Source organism: Roseateles asaccharophilus (assembly GCF_031458115.1).
Classification (GTDB): Bacteria; Pseudomonadota; Gammaproteobacteria; order Burkholderiales; family Burkholderiaceae_C; genus Pelomonas; species Pelomonas asaccharophilus_A.
On sequence record NZ_JAVDXV010000001.1, the window covers coordinates 408,572 to 424,201 of the forward strand.

The following is a 15,630-nucleotide window of genomic DNA, read 5'->3' on the forward strand; positions in this document are numbered from 1 at the left end:
CGACCGGGCCTCTGTTCGCCGAGCGCCTGGTGGCCGCGTTCAGCTCGTCGTCGATGCGGGCTCCTGAGAGCAGGCCAGCGCCTTGACCGGCTCGGCGTGGCGGCAACTCCACGCCGTCGCCGAGAACTTCCCCTTGGGGCGGGTGTAGCGGTACTTCCTGAAGGTCAGCCGCACGCGACCGAGCCAGCCCGCATCCACCTCCACGCGAATCTCTTCATCGGCCACCAGCGCCGCGTCGGGCAGCGAGGCCTGCGCCAGGCCGACGTATTGGCCGGGAACCCGGGCCAGGATGCCGTTGTCGGCAAGAGTGCTGGTAGGCGGGGAGGGGCGTCGAGGGGCTTGCATCATGCTGCCATGCTGCAGGCACGCCGGCTCAAGGGATGAGCCAGCGGATTCAGCCGCGGATCATTGCCCGCCGCATGTAACCGGCACGAAGTCCTACGCATGCGCTCCAGCGCGAGTCGCAAGGTGACGGCATCGCAGTTCCAGGAGCCCGCCATGCCCCGCGGTGACAAGTCGTCCTATACGGACAAGCAGAAGCGTCAGGCCCAGCACATCGAGGAGGGCTACGAAGCCCGCGGTGTGCCGGAGAAAGAAGCTGAGGCCCGCGCCTGGGCCACGGTCAACAAGGAGACCGGCGGCGGCAAGAAGTCCGGTTCGGGGCGCGGCCAGCCGGTGGACCGGGTGTCGGCGCGCAAGGGCGGGCGCCTGGGCGGCGCCGCGTCGGCCAGCCGCACCGCGGCCCAGCGCTCTGCCTCAGCGAAGAAGGCAGCCGCCACGCGCAAGCGCAACGCGGCCGCGCGGGCCGCGTCGCACTGAAGCTCAGTTCGGGTAAAGCTTGCCGGCCGTCTGAAGCGGCCAGGCGTCGCTGCGCAGCGGCGCGGCGGGCAGTCCGTCGGCGCCGGTGAGGTTGGACTCGCTGGGGTTGTCCACCCACGCGTAGCGCGCGGCCTGTGGCGACTTCACGTCCGCGCTGCTGAGGACGACCGCATCGCCCACGATGCGCGCGGTGGCGGGCACGAAGCGGCGGTCGGCGCCGGCCAGCAGGAAGCCGCGAAGCGGCTCGCCAGCCTTGGCGGTGCGCAGGCCGCCGGCGGTGTGCTTGAAATGCAGCCAGACCTCGGCGCCGCGCAGCTCCGTCTTCGCCAGCTGCGGGCCGGTGGCCGGCGCAGCGCGCAGGCCCAGTTCGTGCAGCGCCAGCTGCGACAGGCGGTGGCCCAGCGCGCGCTTGTTGCGCGGGTGGATGTCCACCGCGTCGCCCACGTCGATGGCCACGGCCATGCCGGTGTGAGGCAGCTTCAACGCCTGGCTCTGCGCGTCGCGCAGCTCCGCCCAGCCGCCCTGGCCCGGGCGGTTGTTCTGCAGCGGCAGGAAGGACGCCAGCTGCACGAAGAAGAACGGCAGCTTGGGGTTGTGGAACTGCGCACGCCAGTCGGCGATGAGCTTCTGGAAGTCGCCGGCATAGGCCGCCGCGCGGCCGGTGTTGCTCTCGCCCTGGTACCACAGCACGCCACGGAAGCTCAGGCCTTGCAGCGGCGCGATGAGGCCGTTGTGGGCCAGCGTGGGCGCGTCGTTGGCGGTGGGCGCGGTGGCCACGCGCGGCTGTTCCACGCGGGCGCGCCAGGTGCCGGCCAGGCTCACGGCGCCGGCGGCGGTGTCCAGCCGCAGCGCAGCGGCGTCGCCGTCGAAGCCGCCGCCGCCGCCCGTGTCGGTCACGCGCACGGCGATCCAGTTGGCGCCTGCGCGCAGCACGCCGGCCGGCAGCGCGTAGGCGCGCGCCTGGTCGTAGCCGCACTGGCCGCCGACCTTCTGGCCGTTGACCCAGACCTCGTCGCAGTCGTCCACCTTGGCCAGCAGCAGCTGGGCCGCGCCGGCGGCCTGCGCGGCGCTCAGCTCGATCTTGCGGCGCAGCCAGACGATGCCGTCCACGTCCGGCAGCCCCTGGCCTTCCCAGACGCCCGGCGCCTTCAGCGTGGGCCAGTCTGTGTCGATGTCGCCGGTGGCGCTCCAGGCGCTGGCGTCCACGCCCCAGGCCAGGCCCGGCTGCCAGGCCTTCACGCGGCCTTCGATCAGGTCGCGGCGCTGGCGCACGAAGTCGTCGCCGGTGGCGGGCAAGGCCTTCACGGCGGCGGCGAGTGCCGGGTCTTGTGCGGTCAGCTCGCGGCGCATCCAGGTCTCCAGATGCGAGCCACCCCAGGCGGTGTTGAGCAGGCCGATGGGCACGCCTTGCACGGCCTGCATCTGGCGCGCGAAGTGGTAGCCCACGGCGCTGAAGTCGGCCACGCTGCCGGCCTCGGCCACCACCCAGGACGCGGGCGCGATGTTGGCCTCGGGCTGCAGGCTGGCGCGCAGCGGCACGCGCAGGTGGCGCAGCTGCGCGTTCTGCGGCGACGCGATCTCCTGCGCGCCGGTGTCGGTCTGGGCCAGCGGCCATTCCATGTTGGACTGGCCGCCCAGAAGCCAGACGTCGCCGATCAGCACGTCCTTCAGCTCGATGCTGCCGTCACCGCTGACGCTCAGACGGTGCGGGCCACCGGCCTTCAGCGCGGGCAGCGTGGCGGCCCAGCGGCCGTCGGCGCCAGCGGTGGCGCTGGCCTTCTTGCCGGCCAGCTCCACGGCCAGCGTCTTGCCCGGCGCGGCCCAGCCCCACAGGCGTATGGGCTGCTCGCGCTGCAGCACCATGTGCTCGCCGAACACGGTGGCCAAGCGCACATCGGCCTGGGCGCTGGCGGCGGCCAGGGCGAGCAGCAGCAGGGGCAGGCGGAACTTGCTTGTCGTCATCGTGGGTGTCTCCATGTCGGTTCTGAGTGTTTCGGGCCGAGCGCCGGGCCGCTCCCAAGCCGGCCCGCGTTGGCGATGTGCGAGCGGCTCAATGCCGCAAGCATCGCCGTCCCCTCGGGGGCTGAGGCCGGACACATCGAGCCCGGTGGGCTCAATGTGCCTGCCGAAGCGCAGCGGCCGCTGGCCGCTGCGTGGTCCCGGCCAGGCCTGACCGCGTTCAGCGGGGCAGGGCTGGGCGAGGGGCTGACGGATACAGCGCGAACGCGAAGTCTGCCGGACGACCCTGCTTGTCGCGCAGCGGCCTGTCGTCGAGGCTGGCTTCGCCGTTGGCAAAGGCATCGCCGCGGCTGGCGCGCAGATAGATCGTCAGCGCGCCCCTCTCGCCCTGCAGCGCCAGCGCGTAGCGGCGGCCGGCCTTCAGTGTGACGGGCGGATGGTCGGCGAGGTCGAACGTCAGCAGGCCGGCACCCTGCGGCCGGTAGGCAACGGCCAGGCCGTCGTCGGCCAGCAGCTCGGTGCCGGCGTCCACGTCGCGCAGCGACAGCCGCAGCGTGCGCGACTCGCCCGTGCCGTGGCCGTCGCCCGCGTACAGCGCGATGCGGCCCAGCGCGATGTCGGTCGGTGGCGTGAAGCTCTGCACCAGCCTGCTGGCACCGCCGTCGCGGTTGAAGCCGATGGCCTCGGGCGCCTGGTCGAAGGGGTTGGCCACCGAGGCCAGCGCTGGCTGCCCCGGCCAGGCTTCGAGGTAGCCCTGCGCGAGCTGCTGCACCCTCACGCGTGGATCCGAGCGACCGGGGTCGGGCAGCGGAGGCACCTTGCCGCTGGGCGGCTTGGGTGGCTGGCTGATACCGGCCTCGGTCTGCGTGACGGGCCAGATGCGGCCGTCGGCGTCGTAGTGCAGGTAGTCGAGGGTGACGGAGCGCCGGCCCAGCGCACCGCTCTGTCCATCCGGCAGCGTCAGCGCGGCGTTGTGGGCGAACAGATAGCTCTGGCCCTTGAAGTCGTCGACGAGGCCGGCGTGGATGGTATAGCTCTTGTGCGCCGGGCCGGCGATCAGGCCCTGGTAGGTCCACGGCCCGCGCATGGTGGGCGCGGTGGCGTAGGCCAGCTGCTCCCAAAGGCCCTGGTGGGCCATGGCCGCATAGGTCATGTAGTACAGCCCATTGCGCTTGGAGATCCACGGCCCCTCGGTGTAGTTGGGCAGCGCGACCTTCTCGATGGCGCCGTCCAGCTCGGTCATGTTGGGCTTGAGCCGGGCCAGGTAGAGCACCGGGTTGCCCCAGGCCAGCCAGGCGGTGCCGTCATCGTCGACAAACGCGGTGGGGTCGATGTCGTTCCAGCCGTAGGGGCTGGGGGTCGTGTCCTCGGCCACCAGCGCCGAGCCGCGCGCATCCTTGAACGGGCCCAGCGGGTGGTCGGCCACGGCCACGCCGATGGCCTTGCCGGGGCGGGTGTCGTCGTGCTGGACCGTCGTGTAGAAGAAGAACCTGCCGTCGCGCTGCACCACCTGCGCGGCCCAGGCGTCGCGCACGGCCCACTTGAAGTCGGTGGGTTTCAGGACGGTGCCGTGGGCGGTCCAGTGGCGCAGGTCCTTGGACGAGTAGGCCAGCCACTCGTTCATGCGGAACATGTCGCTGCCTTTGGCCTCGTCGTGGCCCACGTAGAGGTAGACCGTGTCGCCCACCACCAGCGGTGCGGGGTCGGCGGTGAAGCGGTCGCGCAGCAGCGGGTTGCTGCCGGGCGCGGGACCCGCGGCATGGGCCAGCGCGGGCAGGGCCAGTGCGAGGGCAGCGAGGCGCGTGAGCAGAGGCTTCATCGGTACTCCAGGTTGACCAGCGTCGTGAGGCTGCGGGCCGGCAGTGTCAGGCTGAGGCTGCCGGCGGAGGGGTTGAGCGGCGCGAGGCGCTCGAAGCTGGCCTGGGCGGTGCTGCGGTAGGGCGTCCAGCCGGTGCTGCTGCCGTTGACGGCCAGCGTCAGCGAGCGCTCGGCGGTGGCCTCGTTGCTGAGCACGATGACGGCCTGGCCTTGCGCACCGCCGTAGGCCGACACGCGCACGCCGTCCATCGGCTGGGCGGTGGCCTCCACGCGCACGAAGCCGGGCCGCACGAAATAGCTGTAGTGCTTGAGGCCGATGCCGAAGTGGTTGGGCTTGTTGTTGGCGTCGATCAGGCCGGTGGGCTTGGCGTCGCTGCTGTTGACCAGCCACCAGTGCACGTACGCGTTGTACTGGCCATGGGCCAGGCTCTCGTGCACCTCGTGGGCGATGGCCAGCGCGTCGTCGATGCTGGTGGCCCAGGACGTCTTGGCGTCGGACTTGTTGACCGAGTCCAGGAAGTGCTCGGTCATCCACACCGGCACGCCGCGCGCCAGCACGGCGGGTGACAGCTGGGGCACGCCGCCGTACAGGTGGCCGCCCAGCACGCCGATGCGGGCGGCGGCCTGCGGGTCGGCCAGCAGCGCCTCGGTGGTGGCGGGCGAGAAATTCAGCGACTCGGGCGCCATCAGCAGCGTGCTGCTGCCGGCCGTGGCCGCGGCGCCGTGGTTGGCGATCCAGCTGCGCAGCTCGTCGGCGTTCCAAAGGCAGGACTCGTAGTCGGTAGGGTCCCAATCGGGCTCGTTCTGCGGCGAGATGGAGTGCAGCGTGACGCCGCGCGCGGCGGCGTAGCGGATGTAGGCGTTCAGGTACTTGGCATAGGCACCGTACTGGGCTGGGTCCAGCCGGCCGCTCCACAGCGGGTCGCGGCGCTCGGGGTGGACGATCTTCAGGCTGGCCGGCGGCGACCAGCTTGACGCGAACACCTTGGCGCCGCGAGCCTGCGCCGCGACCGCATTGCCCATCTCGGCCGCCCAGGCGCCGGTGTCGGCGGTCTCGGCCGTGGCATTCCAGGCGGCCGGCGCGATGCGCAGCCGCAGGATGTTCAACCCCAACGCATCGGCGCCCTGGGTGCCGAACAGCACGTCGGCGCGGGCGCCGTTCATGGGCGTGTAGTACCAGGCCGCCGAACCGCCGAAGCCGTCGATCGCCTGGCGCCTGGCGCCGAAGTCCACGCGGGCGGTGGCTGGGGCCGGCACCACGCTCAGCAGCGTGCTGACCCAGGCGGCCTCGTAGCGGTCGCCGTTGGTCGGCACGAAGCGGGCACGCAGCGCCACGCTGCCGGCGGCCGCCGTGGCGCTGGCCAGCGGCTGGCCGTCGGCACGGGCGTAGGAGCTGGCGTCCACCGCACCCTGCACGCCGTACAGCGCCCGCGGCTGCGTGGGCAGCTTGCTCGCGTCCAGCGTGCTGCCCTGGGCCAGCGCGGGCGGCGCGTCCCAGCGCAGCTGGGGCACGGCCTTGTCCACGCGCAGCGTACGCGTGGTGCTGACGGCGGCGTAGCGGGTCGCGTCCTGCGGCGTGAAGCGCACGGTCAGCGTCTGCGCGCCCACCTCGGGCTGGCTGCCCGCCGCGGGTGTGTAGGCCAAGCTGCCGGCCACGCTGGCCGTGGCGTTCAGCTGGGCCGCGCTGAGGGGCGTGCCCCAGCGGATGGCGGCGGGCTCGGGCCAGGTGAGGGTGGGCGTCTGCAGTGCCGCCGGCGGGGGCGTCGGAGCGGCGGTGTCGCCACCGCCACCACCGCCGCAGCCGGCGATGCCGAGTGGCAGGAGGAGTGCGCTCAGGCGCAGTCGAGGGCTCATGCTTGTCTCCTTGGCCTGCCGCGTGGGTGGCGGCTCTTGTTGATTCGTGCCGGCCTCTTGGGGCGCGGCCTAGCGCAGCACGGCCAAGGCCGCGTCGACGACCGCCTGCACCGTGATGCCGAAGTGCGCATACAGCGCGGGCGCGGGCGCGGACTCGCCGAAGGTGTCGATGCCCACGACGGCGCCCTCCAGCCCCACGTACTGGCGCCAGCCGGCCGTGACGCCGGCTTCCACGGCCACGCGCGGCACGCCGGGCGGCAGCACGGCACGTTTCCAGGCGGCATCCTGCTGCTCGAACACATGGCAGGACGGCAGCGACACGACGCGGGCGTTGACGCCCTGACCGGCCAGCTCGGCCTGCGCCTTGACGGCCAGGTCCAGCTCCGAGCCGGTGGCGATCAGCACCAACTGCAGGGGCCGGGTCTTGTCCTCGCGCACCAGCACATAGCCGCCGCGCTTGATCGCATCCACAGTCTCCATGTCGCGCTCCTGGTGGGGCAGGTTCTGACGGGACAGCACGAGGCAGGTCGGCGTGTGCCGGTGGGCCACGGCGGTCTGCCAGGCGACCAGCGTCTCGACCGCATCGCCGGGGCGCCACACATCGAGATTGGGCACCAGACGCAGCGTGGCGAGCTGCTCCACCGGCTGGTGCGTGGGGCCATCCTCGCCCAGGCCGATGGAGTCGTGCGTGAACACGTAGATGGGGTTGCTGCGCATCAGCGCCGCCATGCGGATGCCGTTGCGCGCGTACTCCGAGAACATCAGGAAGGTGCCGGCAAACGGCCGGAAGCCGCCGTGCAGCGCGATGCCGGTCTGGATGGCGACCATCGCGAACTCGCGCACGCCGTAGTGCAGGTAGTTGCCGCCGGCCGCTGCCTTCTCGACGGAGCGGCAGCCGGTCCACTGCGTCAGGTTGGACGGCGCCAGGTCGGCCGAGCCGCCCAGCAGCTCGGGCAGCGCGGGCGCCAGCCGGTTGATGCTGTTCTGCGAGGCCTTGCGGGACGCGATGGTCTCGGCCTTGGCGACGGTGGCGGCCAGGTCGGCGGCACTGCGGGTTGCGAAATCGGCCGGCAGCTCGCCGCGCAGGCGGCGCTTGAACTCGGCGGCGCGCTCGGCGGGCAGGCCGGCGACGACGGCCTCCCACTCGCGCTGCGCGGCGGCGCCGCGTGCACGGGCGTCCAGCGGCGCGCGGGCGGTGTCGGGCACGACGAAGGGCGCATGCGGCCAGTTCAGCGCCTCGCGCACGGCCGCCACCTCCGCCGCGCCCAGCGGCGCGCCGTGCACGTCGTGGCCGCCGGCCTTGTTGGGCGAGCCCTTGCCGATGACGGTGCGGGCGCAGATCAGCGTGGGCTTGCCGACGTCTTGGGTGGCCGTGTCCAGTGCTGCGGCTATGGCCGCGAAGTCATGGCCGTCCACATCGCGGATGACGCGCCAGCCATAGGCCTCGAAGCGGGCCGGCGTGTCGTCGTTGAACCAGCCTTCCACATGGCCGTCGATGGAGATGCCGTTGTCGTCGTAGATGACGACGAGCTTGCCCAGGCCCCAGGTGCCGGCCAGCGAGCAGGCCTCGTGCGAGATGCCTTCCATCAGGCAGCCGTCGCCGCAGAAGACGAAGGTGCGGTGATCGACGACGCGGTGCTCGGGCGTGTTGAACTCGGAGGCCAGCAGCTGCTCGGCCAGCGCCATGCCCACCGCATTGGCCAGGCCCTGGCCCAGCGGGCCGGTGGTCGTCTCGACGCCGGGCGTCAGGCCCACCTCGGGATGGCCGGGCGTTTTGCTGTGCAGCTGGCGGAAGGCCTTCAGTTCTTCGATGGGCAGGTCGTAGCCGCTGAGGTGCAGCAGCCCGTACAGCAGCATGGAGCCGTGGCCGTTGGACAGCACGAAGCGGTCGCGGCTGGGCCAGGTCGGGTCGGCCGGGTTGTGGCGCAGATGGCGGCTCCACAGCACGGCGGCGAGGTCGGCCATGCCCATGGGCATGCCAGGGTGGCCGGAGTTGGCCTGCTGCACGGCGTCGATCGCCAGCATGCGCAGCGCGTTGGCGGCGAGGGTCAGATCGTGTTGCATGTCAGCCTTGCAGGGAGCGGATCAGCTGCTCCAGGGTTTCGGTGTCGGCGATGAACTGCTTGATGCCGTCGCCCAGCTTCTCGCTCGCCATCGCGTCGGCGGCCAGTGCGGCGTTGAATTCGGACTCGGTCAGCGCCGCCGGTGAGGCTTCAATGCGGCCGTCGTGCGACAGGCGGCGCTCGACCGGCGTGCTTGCTGCGGCCAGCTCGGCCAGCAGATTGGGGCTGATGGTCATCAGGTCGCAGCCGGCCAGCGCAATGATCTGGCCGCTGTTGCGAAAGCTGGCGGCCATCACCTCGGTCTTGATGCCGTGGCGCTTGTAGTGCCTGTAGATCTCGACGACGGAGCGCACGCCGGGATCGTTGGGGCCGGCCATCGCGGCCTCGTCCCAGCTCGTGCCGGCGGTCTTCTTGAACCAGTCGTAGATGCGGCCGACGAATGGCGAGATCAGCTGCACGCCGGCATCGGCGCAGGCCCTGGCCTGGGCCAGGCAGAACAGCAGCGTCAGGTTGGTGCGGATGCCCTGCCGCTCCAGCTCGCGGGCGGCCTGGATGCCTGCCCACGTGGAGGCCAGCTTGATGAGCACGCGCTCGCGCGGGATGTTGGCGGCGGCATAGAGCTGGATGAGGCGGCGGGCCGTGGTGACGGAGCCTGCCGTGTCGTGCGACAGGCGTGGGTCGATCTCGGTGGAGACCCGGCCCGGCACGACCTTCAGGATCTCCACGCCGAAGGCGACGAGCAGGTGCTCGGCCACGGCGGTGACGCTGGCGCCCGGGTGGGCGGCCACCGCCTGCTCCAGCAGCGCGCGGTAGCGGGGCTGCTGCACGGCCTTGAGCACGAGGGAGGGGTTGGTCGTTGCGTCCTGCGGCGTGAATTGCGCGAGCTGGTCGAAGTCGCCGGTATCGGCGACGACGGTGGTGTGTTGGCGGAGCTGGTCGAGGCTGTTCATGTTTCGGGCAAAGCGCGGCCCTGCCGTCCGAGGACAGCATGAGCCGGTAGGGCTGAAGAGCGGGGTTAGCTGAACTCGCTGCGCAGCGCTTGGTAGAGGCGCTGGAAGCGTTCGAAGCGAGGCTGCAGTGCGGCAGCCAGTGCGAGATCAGGTTCGGCGACGCGGGCGATGTCGGGCGTGCGGCAGACCTCGTCCACCGTACCGCCGGTGGCCAGCCAGGCCAGGCGCGCGGCGCCCAGGGCGCCACCGGCCTCGGCGCCCACGCCGTTGACCAGGCGCACGTTCAGCAGCGACGCGAGCAGCTTCGCCCACCATTCGCTGCGCGCACCGCCGCCGACGAGCCAGAGTTGTTCGGCGTTGCCGCCGCCGGCCTGCAGCGCCTGCCAGCCGTCCAGCAGCGCAAAGCCGACGCCTTCCAGCACGGCATAGCCCATCTCGGCGGCGCCATGCTCATGCGTGAGGCCAAAGAACACGCCCTTGGCGTTGGCATTGTTGTGCGGCGTGCGTTCGCCGCTGAGGTAGGGCAGGAAGATCGGTGCCTGGTCGCGCTGCGTGGGTGGGAGCGCAGCCGCCTTGGCGATGAGGTCGGCCTCGCCGCCGGGCATGCCCAGCATCAGCGTGGCCCAGCGCAGCGCGCTGGCGGCGCTGAGGATGACGCTCATCTGGTGCCAGGTGTCGGGCAGCGCATGGCAGAAGGCATGCACCGCGCGGGCCGGGTTGGGGCTGAACGCCTCGTTGCACAGGAAGATGACGCCGCTGGTGCCCAGCGACAGGAAGCCGTCGCCGGGCTTCACGACGCCCATGCCGACGGCGCTGGCGGCGTTGTCGCCACCGCCACCGGCGATGGGGATGCCGGCGGGTACGCCCCAGCGCTGGGCCAGCTCGGGCTTCAGCGTGGCGCTGGCTGCGCTGCCCTCGACGAGGCGGGGCATGTGGGATTCGTTGAGGCCGCTCAGTTCCAGCGCGACGGGCGACCAGCAGCGCTGGGCGACGTCCAGCCACAGCGTGCCGGCGGCGTCGCTCATCTCGCTGAAGAACTCGCCGCTCAGCTCGAAGCGCAGCCAGTCCTTGGGCAGCAGCACCTTCGCCACCTTGGCGAAGAGCTCGGGTTCGTGCTGGCGCATCCACGCCAGCTTGGGTGCCGTGAAGCCCGGCATCGCGAGGTTGCCGGTGATGGCCGGCAGCTCGGGGCAGGCGGCCATCATCTGCTCGCACTGCGGGCCGCTGCGGCCGTCGTTCCACAGGATGGCCGGGCGCAACACCTGGTTGGCTGCGTCCAGCGTCACGGCGCCGTGCATCTGGCCCGACAGGCCGATGCCGCGCACCTGCGCCAGCGCAGCGCCGTGTTGAGCCTTCAGCGTGGCCATGCCCTGGTCGAGAGCTGCCCACCACGCGGCGGGGTCTTGCTCACTCCACAGCGGCTGCGGCCGCTGCACAGTGAGCGCCACGCCGGTGGTGGCAACGATGGTGTGCTGCTCGTCGAGCAGCAGCAGCTTGATCTCGGAAGTGCCGAGGTCGATACCGAGGAACATGGCCAGCTGGGTCCCGATCAGACGAAGTTGTTGACGATGTTCTCGAGACGCTCTTGGCGGCCGGAACGCGGCTGCGGCGAGATGTCTTGCGCGTGGACCAGGCCAGCCAGATCGTCGAGGCTCGCGCCGCCCGTGATCTTCTTGCCCAGGTCACCGTTCCAGCCGGCGTAGCGCTCGCTGACGGCCTTCTCCAGCTGACCGCTCTCGTACAGCGCGGCGGCGGCCAGGAAGGCGCGGGCCATCGTGTCCATGCCGCCGATGTGGCCTTCCAGTTGGTCGATGGGGTCGATGGACTGGCGGCGCACCTTGGCGTCGAAGTTGGTGCCGCCGGTGGTGTAGCCGCCGTGGCGGATCATCTCCAGCATCGCGGGCACCAGTTGCACGTGGTTGTTGGGGAATTGGTCGGTGTCCCAGCCCAGCTGCTCGTCGCCGCGGTTGGCGTCCAGCGAGCCGAAGATACCCAGCGCGCAGGCGGTGGCGACTTCATGCTCGAAGCTGTGGCCGGCCAGGGTGGCGTGGTTGACTTCGATGTTGACCTTGACTTCCTTCTCCAGGCCGTAGGTCTTCAGGAAACCGTAGACCGTGGCGCTGTCGTAGTCGTACTGGTGCTTGGTGGGCTCTTGCGGCTTGGGCTCGATGAGGATGGTGCCCTTGAAGCCGATCTTGTGCTTGTGCTCGACGACGGAGGTCAGGAAGCGGCCGTACTGGGCCAGCTCGCGCTTGAGGTCGGTATTCAGCAGCGTCTCGTAGCCTTCACGGCCGCCCCACAGCACGTAGTTGGCGCCGTTCAGGCGGTTGGTCCACTCCAGCACATGCTTCACCTGCGCGGCGGCGTAGGCGTAGACCTCTGGATCGGGGTTGGTGGCCGCGCCGCTCATGAAGCGGCCGTGCGAGAACAGGTTGGCCGTGCCCCACAGCAGCTGGACCTTGCCGTCCTGCATCTTCTTGGCGGCGGCTTCGAGCAGGCCGTCCAGGATGCGGTTGGACTCGGCGAGGTTGGCGCCTTCGGGGGCCACGTCGCGGTCATGGAAGCACCAGTAGGGCAGGCCCAGCTTGCCGAAGAAGTCGAACGCGGCGTCCAGCTTCATGTAGGCGGCCTTGACCGGGTCGGCCTCGTTGAACCACGAGCGCTGGAACACGGTGTTGCCCAGGCCGAAGACGTCCTCGCCCTTCCAGCAGAAGTTGTGCCAGTAGCAGACGGCCGGGCGCAGGTGCTCGGCGAGCGTCTTGCCCAGCACGACGCGGTTGGCGTCGTACCAGCGGTAGGCCAGCGGGTTGGTGGATTGCGGGCCTTCGTACTTGACGACGGGGAGATCGGAATAGGCGGTGCTCATGGCGAGGTCCTTACTGCGGGAAATGGGTTGTGAAGAAGAAAGAGAAGCTCAGGCGGTGGCGGGCACGGCGCTGGTGCCGCCCGTCGTGTCTTTGCCGTCGCCGGCGTGCGCCTTGCGGCGGCGCTGGTCGAGTTCGTCGGCCATGCGCAAGGTGGTTTCCTTGTCCAGCTTGTTGGCCAGCAGGCACACGGTGCAGGCGGCGAACAGCGCACCCACGACGAAGCTGGACGCGACGCGGTAGCCCTCGATGGCGCCCGGCGCCGTGGGGGCGTGCGTGTCGTAGCCGAAGAAGCCGGCCAGCAGCCAAAGCAGGCTGGCCGAGCCCAGCGCCAGGCCGGCCTTCAGCGAGAAGCCGATGGTGGCGAACACCATGCCGGTGAAGCGCCGGCCGGTCTGCCATTCGGAGTAGTCGGCCGCGTCGGCGTACATGGACCACATGACGGCCACGGTCGGCGCGTAGACGATGGCGCTCAGGATGTGCAGGCCCAGCATGGCCCACACGGCGTCGGGCGGCAGCAGGTACATCGCGCAGGCGGTCAGCGCGCACAGGCCGAAACACCAGATGCCGATGGCGCGCCGGCCGTAGCGGGCCGACAAGCCCATGGACAGCATGATGACGACGATGGTGGTCGCCGTGCCGGCCATGTTGATGATGCTGTTGAACACGTCGGCCACGTTGGAGCTGGCCAGCTGGTCGCGCGTGCCGTGCACGATGTAGCCCAGGCTGTCGGCCAGGCTGCCGGTGCTGGCGGCGTCCGGCGTGGTCAGGCCCAAGGCGGCGACGAAGTCGAACATCGCGGCCTTGTCGGCGTAGTGGTGGTAGTAGTTGTAGTGGGCGCCGCCGCGCAGCGCCAGCATGCCGAACTGGAACAGCGTGTACAGCACCAGCGCGATCCAGGGGCCGTTCTTCAGCAGGTCGGAGAAATCCTGCTTGGGCGAGGACTTGGTTTCGACGATGGGCTTGATGCGCTCCTTGGTCGTGAAGAAGGTGACGAGGAACAGCACCAGGCAGGCGACGGCCCAGATGCTCATCGTCATCTGCCAGCCGTGGGCGCGGTCGGCACCCTGCGCGAACTTGGCCACCAGCGGCAGCGTGAGGCCGCCCACGGCGAACTGCGCGACGTTGACGGACACGAAGCGGAACGAGTTCAGCTTGGTGCGCTCGTTCAGGTCGCCGGTCATCACGCCGCTCATCGCCGAGTAGGGCATGTTGTTCATGCTGTACAGCGTCATCAACAGCGTGTTGGTGATGCCCGCATACGCGATGACCATGCCGGTGCTCCAGCCCCACGCCGGGTCCGGCGCCGTGTAGGCCAGCACCATGACGACGGCCCAGGGCACGGACGTCCACAGCACCCAGGGGCGGAACTTGCCCCAGCGCGTGTTGGTGCGGTCGGCCAGCACGCCCATGACGGGGTCGAAGATCGCGTCCCACAGGCGCGGCCACAGCAGGATGGCCGCGGCCGTGTTGGCGCTGAGGCCGAACACGTCCGTGTAGAAGTTCAGCTGGAACAGGATCATCGACATGAAGACCAGATTGGCCGCGGCGTCGCCGCAGCTGTATCCGGCCTTCTCGATGAAGGACAGGGGCTGGTGGGTGGTCATGCTTGTCTCGTGTCGTTGTTGTTGTGGCCGGCGGTCGGTGCCGCTCAGTCCTTGACCTGATAGCTGAGGTAGTCGAAGTCGGCATGCTTGCGTGTGCCGGCCAGGTCCTGGCAGGCGATGCCGACGAAGTTGCCGGTGAAGCCGAAGCTGCTGGCAAAGCCGTTGACGAAGCGGGTCGCGAACTCGTCGCTGAGCATGGCGGTGTCCAGCGCCGGGCCCACGGCCTTCCAGGCGTCGCTGCCCTGGCGCACGTAGAAGCGGTAGTGGTCGTGGCTGAACTCCAGCGCCAGGTCCACCGGGCCGGCCTTCAGCGGCACCGGTGCGGCGACGCCGGCGATGGCCGCATCGCGGTTCACGGTCAGGCAGACGACGCGTTCGTTGCTGTCCAGGTCGCGCGTCACGTGCAGGTAGGCGTGGTTGCGGGTGTTGTAGTACGCGACCAGGCCGGCCATCTGGTGGAAGTTCTCGGGCTCGAAGTCGACGCGAGTCTCGATGCGGCAGTTGAAGTGCTGCTGGCGGCGTGCGACCAGGCTCTGGTCGAACAGGCTCATCAGCGACTCGCGGCCCACCAGGCGCAGGTGGCCGGGGCGGGCGGTCAGCGAGGCCCAGCTGTCGTCGAAGGGCTTGCGCAGCGAGTTCAGATGGCCGTTGAACACCGGCGTGTCGAAGTCGTCGCGTGCGGGCTCGGCGGGGAAGGGGTGGGGCGCCAGGTCGGGCAGGTCCACCTTGAGGCTGGGTGCCGGGCCGCCGACGACCTCGGGCCAGTCGTCATCGCGCCAGCGGATGCGCTGGATGGCGGTCTCGCGGCCCAGCGGGCAATGCAGGCCTTCGTAGCCGCCGGCCGGGTTGTTCTTGGCGGCGTTGGGGCCGGTCCATTCCAGTGGGCGGCCGCACAGATGAGCCAGGAACCATTCGCCCGACGCCGTCTCGACGAGGCTGGCGTGGCCGGCGCGTTGCAGGCCGTCGGTGGGCTTCTGCCAGGCGGTCAGCAGCGGGTTGCCGGGCAGCGTCTCGTAAGGGCCGTCGATGCTGCGCGAGCGGGCCAGCGTCACCGCGTGCTCGTAGAAGGTGCCGCCTTCGGCCGTCAGCAGGTAGTACCAGCCGTTGCGGCGATAGATGTGCGGGCCTTCGACGACGCCCAGCTCGGTGCCGGCGTAGATGTTCTTGATCGGGCCGACCAGCTTCTTCGCGGCATGGTCGTACTCCTGCAGCAGGATGCCGTTGAAGTGGTTCTTGCCGGGCACGTGCGTCCACTGCTGGTTGACGAGCCAGTGGCGACCGTCCGCGTCGTGGAACAGGCTGGGATCGAAGCCCGAGCTGTTCAGGTAGATGGGATCGCTCCACGGGCCGTCGATGCTGGGCGCTGTGATCAGGTAGTTGTGCGTGTCCTTGAACGCGCCGATGGTGGAGCGCACGTCGGTGTAGATCATCCAGAACTGGCCGCCCGAGTAGCTCAGGCAGGGCGCCCAGACGCCGGCCGAGTCGGGGTGGCCGGTCAAGTCCAGCTGGCTGGTGCGCGTGCAGGCATAGCTGTGGTGGCGCCAGTTGACGAGATCCTTGGAGTGGTGGATGCGCACGCCCGGCCACCATTCGAACGTGGACGTGGCGATGTAGTAGTCATCGCCGTCCGCACCGGGAACGCGGCAGATGGAGGGGTCGGCATGGAAGCCCGGCAGGATGGGATTGGTGATCATCG

The 15,630-nt window shown here is 70.3% G+C and carries 11 protein-coding genes; 1 reads left to right on the top strand and 10 read right to left on the bottom strand.

Going from position 1 to position 15,630, the window contains the following annotated elements; genetic code table 11:
- Positions 1 to 39: 39 nt before the first annotated feature.
- Positions 40 to 348 (bottom strand): hypothetical protein, encoded by a 309-nt coding sequence (locus J2X21_RS01775; protein WP_310324115.1) that lies wholly within the window; start codon positions 346 to 348, stop codon positions 40 to 42.
- Between the two features lie 150 nt (positions 349 to 498).
- On the opposite strand from J2X21_RS01775, the gene J2X21_RS01780 reads away from it, so the two are divergent.
- Positions 499 to 819 (top strand): plasmid stabilization protein, encoded by a 321-nt coding sequence (locus J2X21_RS01780; protein WP_310324117.1) that lies wholly within the window; start codon positions 499 to 501, stop codon positions 817 to 819.
- A gap of 3 nt (positions 820 to 822) precedes the next feature.
- On the opposite strand, the gene J2X21_RS01785 is transcribed toward J2X21_RS01780, so the two are convergent.
- The 9 genes from J2X21_RS01785 to J2X21_RS01825 form a co-directional block, all read right to left on the bottom strand.
- Positions 823 to 2,781 (bottom strand): sialate O-acetylesterase, encoded by a 1,959-nt coding sequence (locus J2X21_RS01785; protein ID WP_310324119.1) that lies wholly within the window; start codon positions 2,779 to 2,781, stop codon positions 823 to 825.
- A 217-nt stretch (positions 2,782 to 2,998) separates the two neighbouring features.
- The gene (locus J2X21_RS01790) at positions 2,999 to 4,597 is read right to left on the bottom strand and encodes a glycoside hydrolase family 43 protein (protein ID WP_310324122.1); all 1,599 of its coding nucleotides are present in this window, start codon (positions 4,595 to 4,597) and stop codon (positions 2,999 to 3,001) included.
- Positions 4,594 to 6,450, bottom strand: coding sequence for a glycoside hydrolase family 30 beta sandwich domain-containing protein (locus J2X21_RS01795; protein ID WP_310324125.1), 1,857 nt, complete (start codon positions 6,448 to 6,450; stop codon positions 4,594 to 4,596). The genes J2X21_RS01790 and J2X21_RS01795 overlap by 4 nt, the downstream gene beginning before the upstream one ends.
- Before the next feature lie 69 nt (positions 6,451 to 6,519).
- Positions 6,520 to 8,514 carry a transketolase gene (tkt, locus tag J2X21_RS01800; protein WP_310324127.1) on the bottom strand — a complete coding sequence of 665 codons (1,995 nt, stop codon included), beginning with the start codon at positions 8,512 to 8,514 and terminating at the stop codon, positions 6,520 to 6,522.
- 1 nt (position 8,515) lies between these two features.
- On the bottom strand, positions 8,516 to 9,463 hold the full coding sequence (tal, locus tag J2X21_RS01805) for a transaldolase (protein ID WP_310324128.1): 948 nt from the start codon (positions 9,461 to 9,463) through the stop codon (positions 8,516 to 8,518).
- Positions 9,464 to 9,528: 65 nt separating this feature from the next.
- The gene (xylB, locus tag J2X21_RS01810) at positions 9,529 to 10,995 is read right to left on the bottom strand and encodes a xylulokinase (RefSeq protein ID WP_310324129.1); all 1,467 of its coding nucleotides are present in this window, start codon (positions 10,993 to 10,995) and stop codon (positions 9,529 to 9,531) included.
- 17 nt (positions 10,996 to 11,012) lie between these two features.
- The gene (xylA, locus tag J2X21_RS01815; protein ID WP_310324131.1) at positions 11,013 to 12,329 is read right to left on the bottom strand and encodes a xylose isomerase; all 1,317 of its coding nucleotides are present in this window, start codon (positions 12,327 to 12,329) and stop codon (positions 11,013 to 11,015) included.
- Positions 12,330 to 12,377: 48 nt separating this feature from the next.
- Complete coding sequence (locus J2X21_RS01820; RefSeq protein WP_310324133.1) at positions 12,378 to 13,934, bottom strand: MFS transporter; 1,557 nt, start codon at positions 13,932 to 13,934, stop codon at positions 12,378 to 12,380.
- A 44-nt stretch (positions 13,935 to 13,978) separates the two neighbouring features.
- Complete coding sequence (locus J2X21_RS01825) at positions 13,979 to 15,628, bottom strand: glycoside hydrolase family 43 protein (RefSeq protein WP_310324137.1); 1,650 nt, start codon at positions 15,626 to 15,628, stop codon at positions 13,979 to 13,981.
- Positions 15,629 to 15,630: the final 2 nt, after the last annotated feature.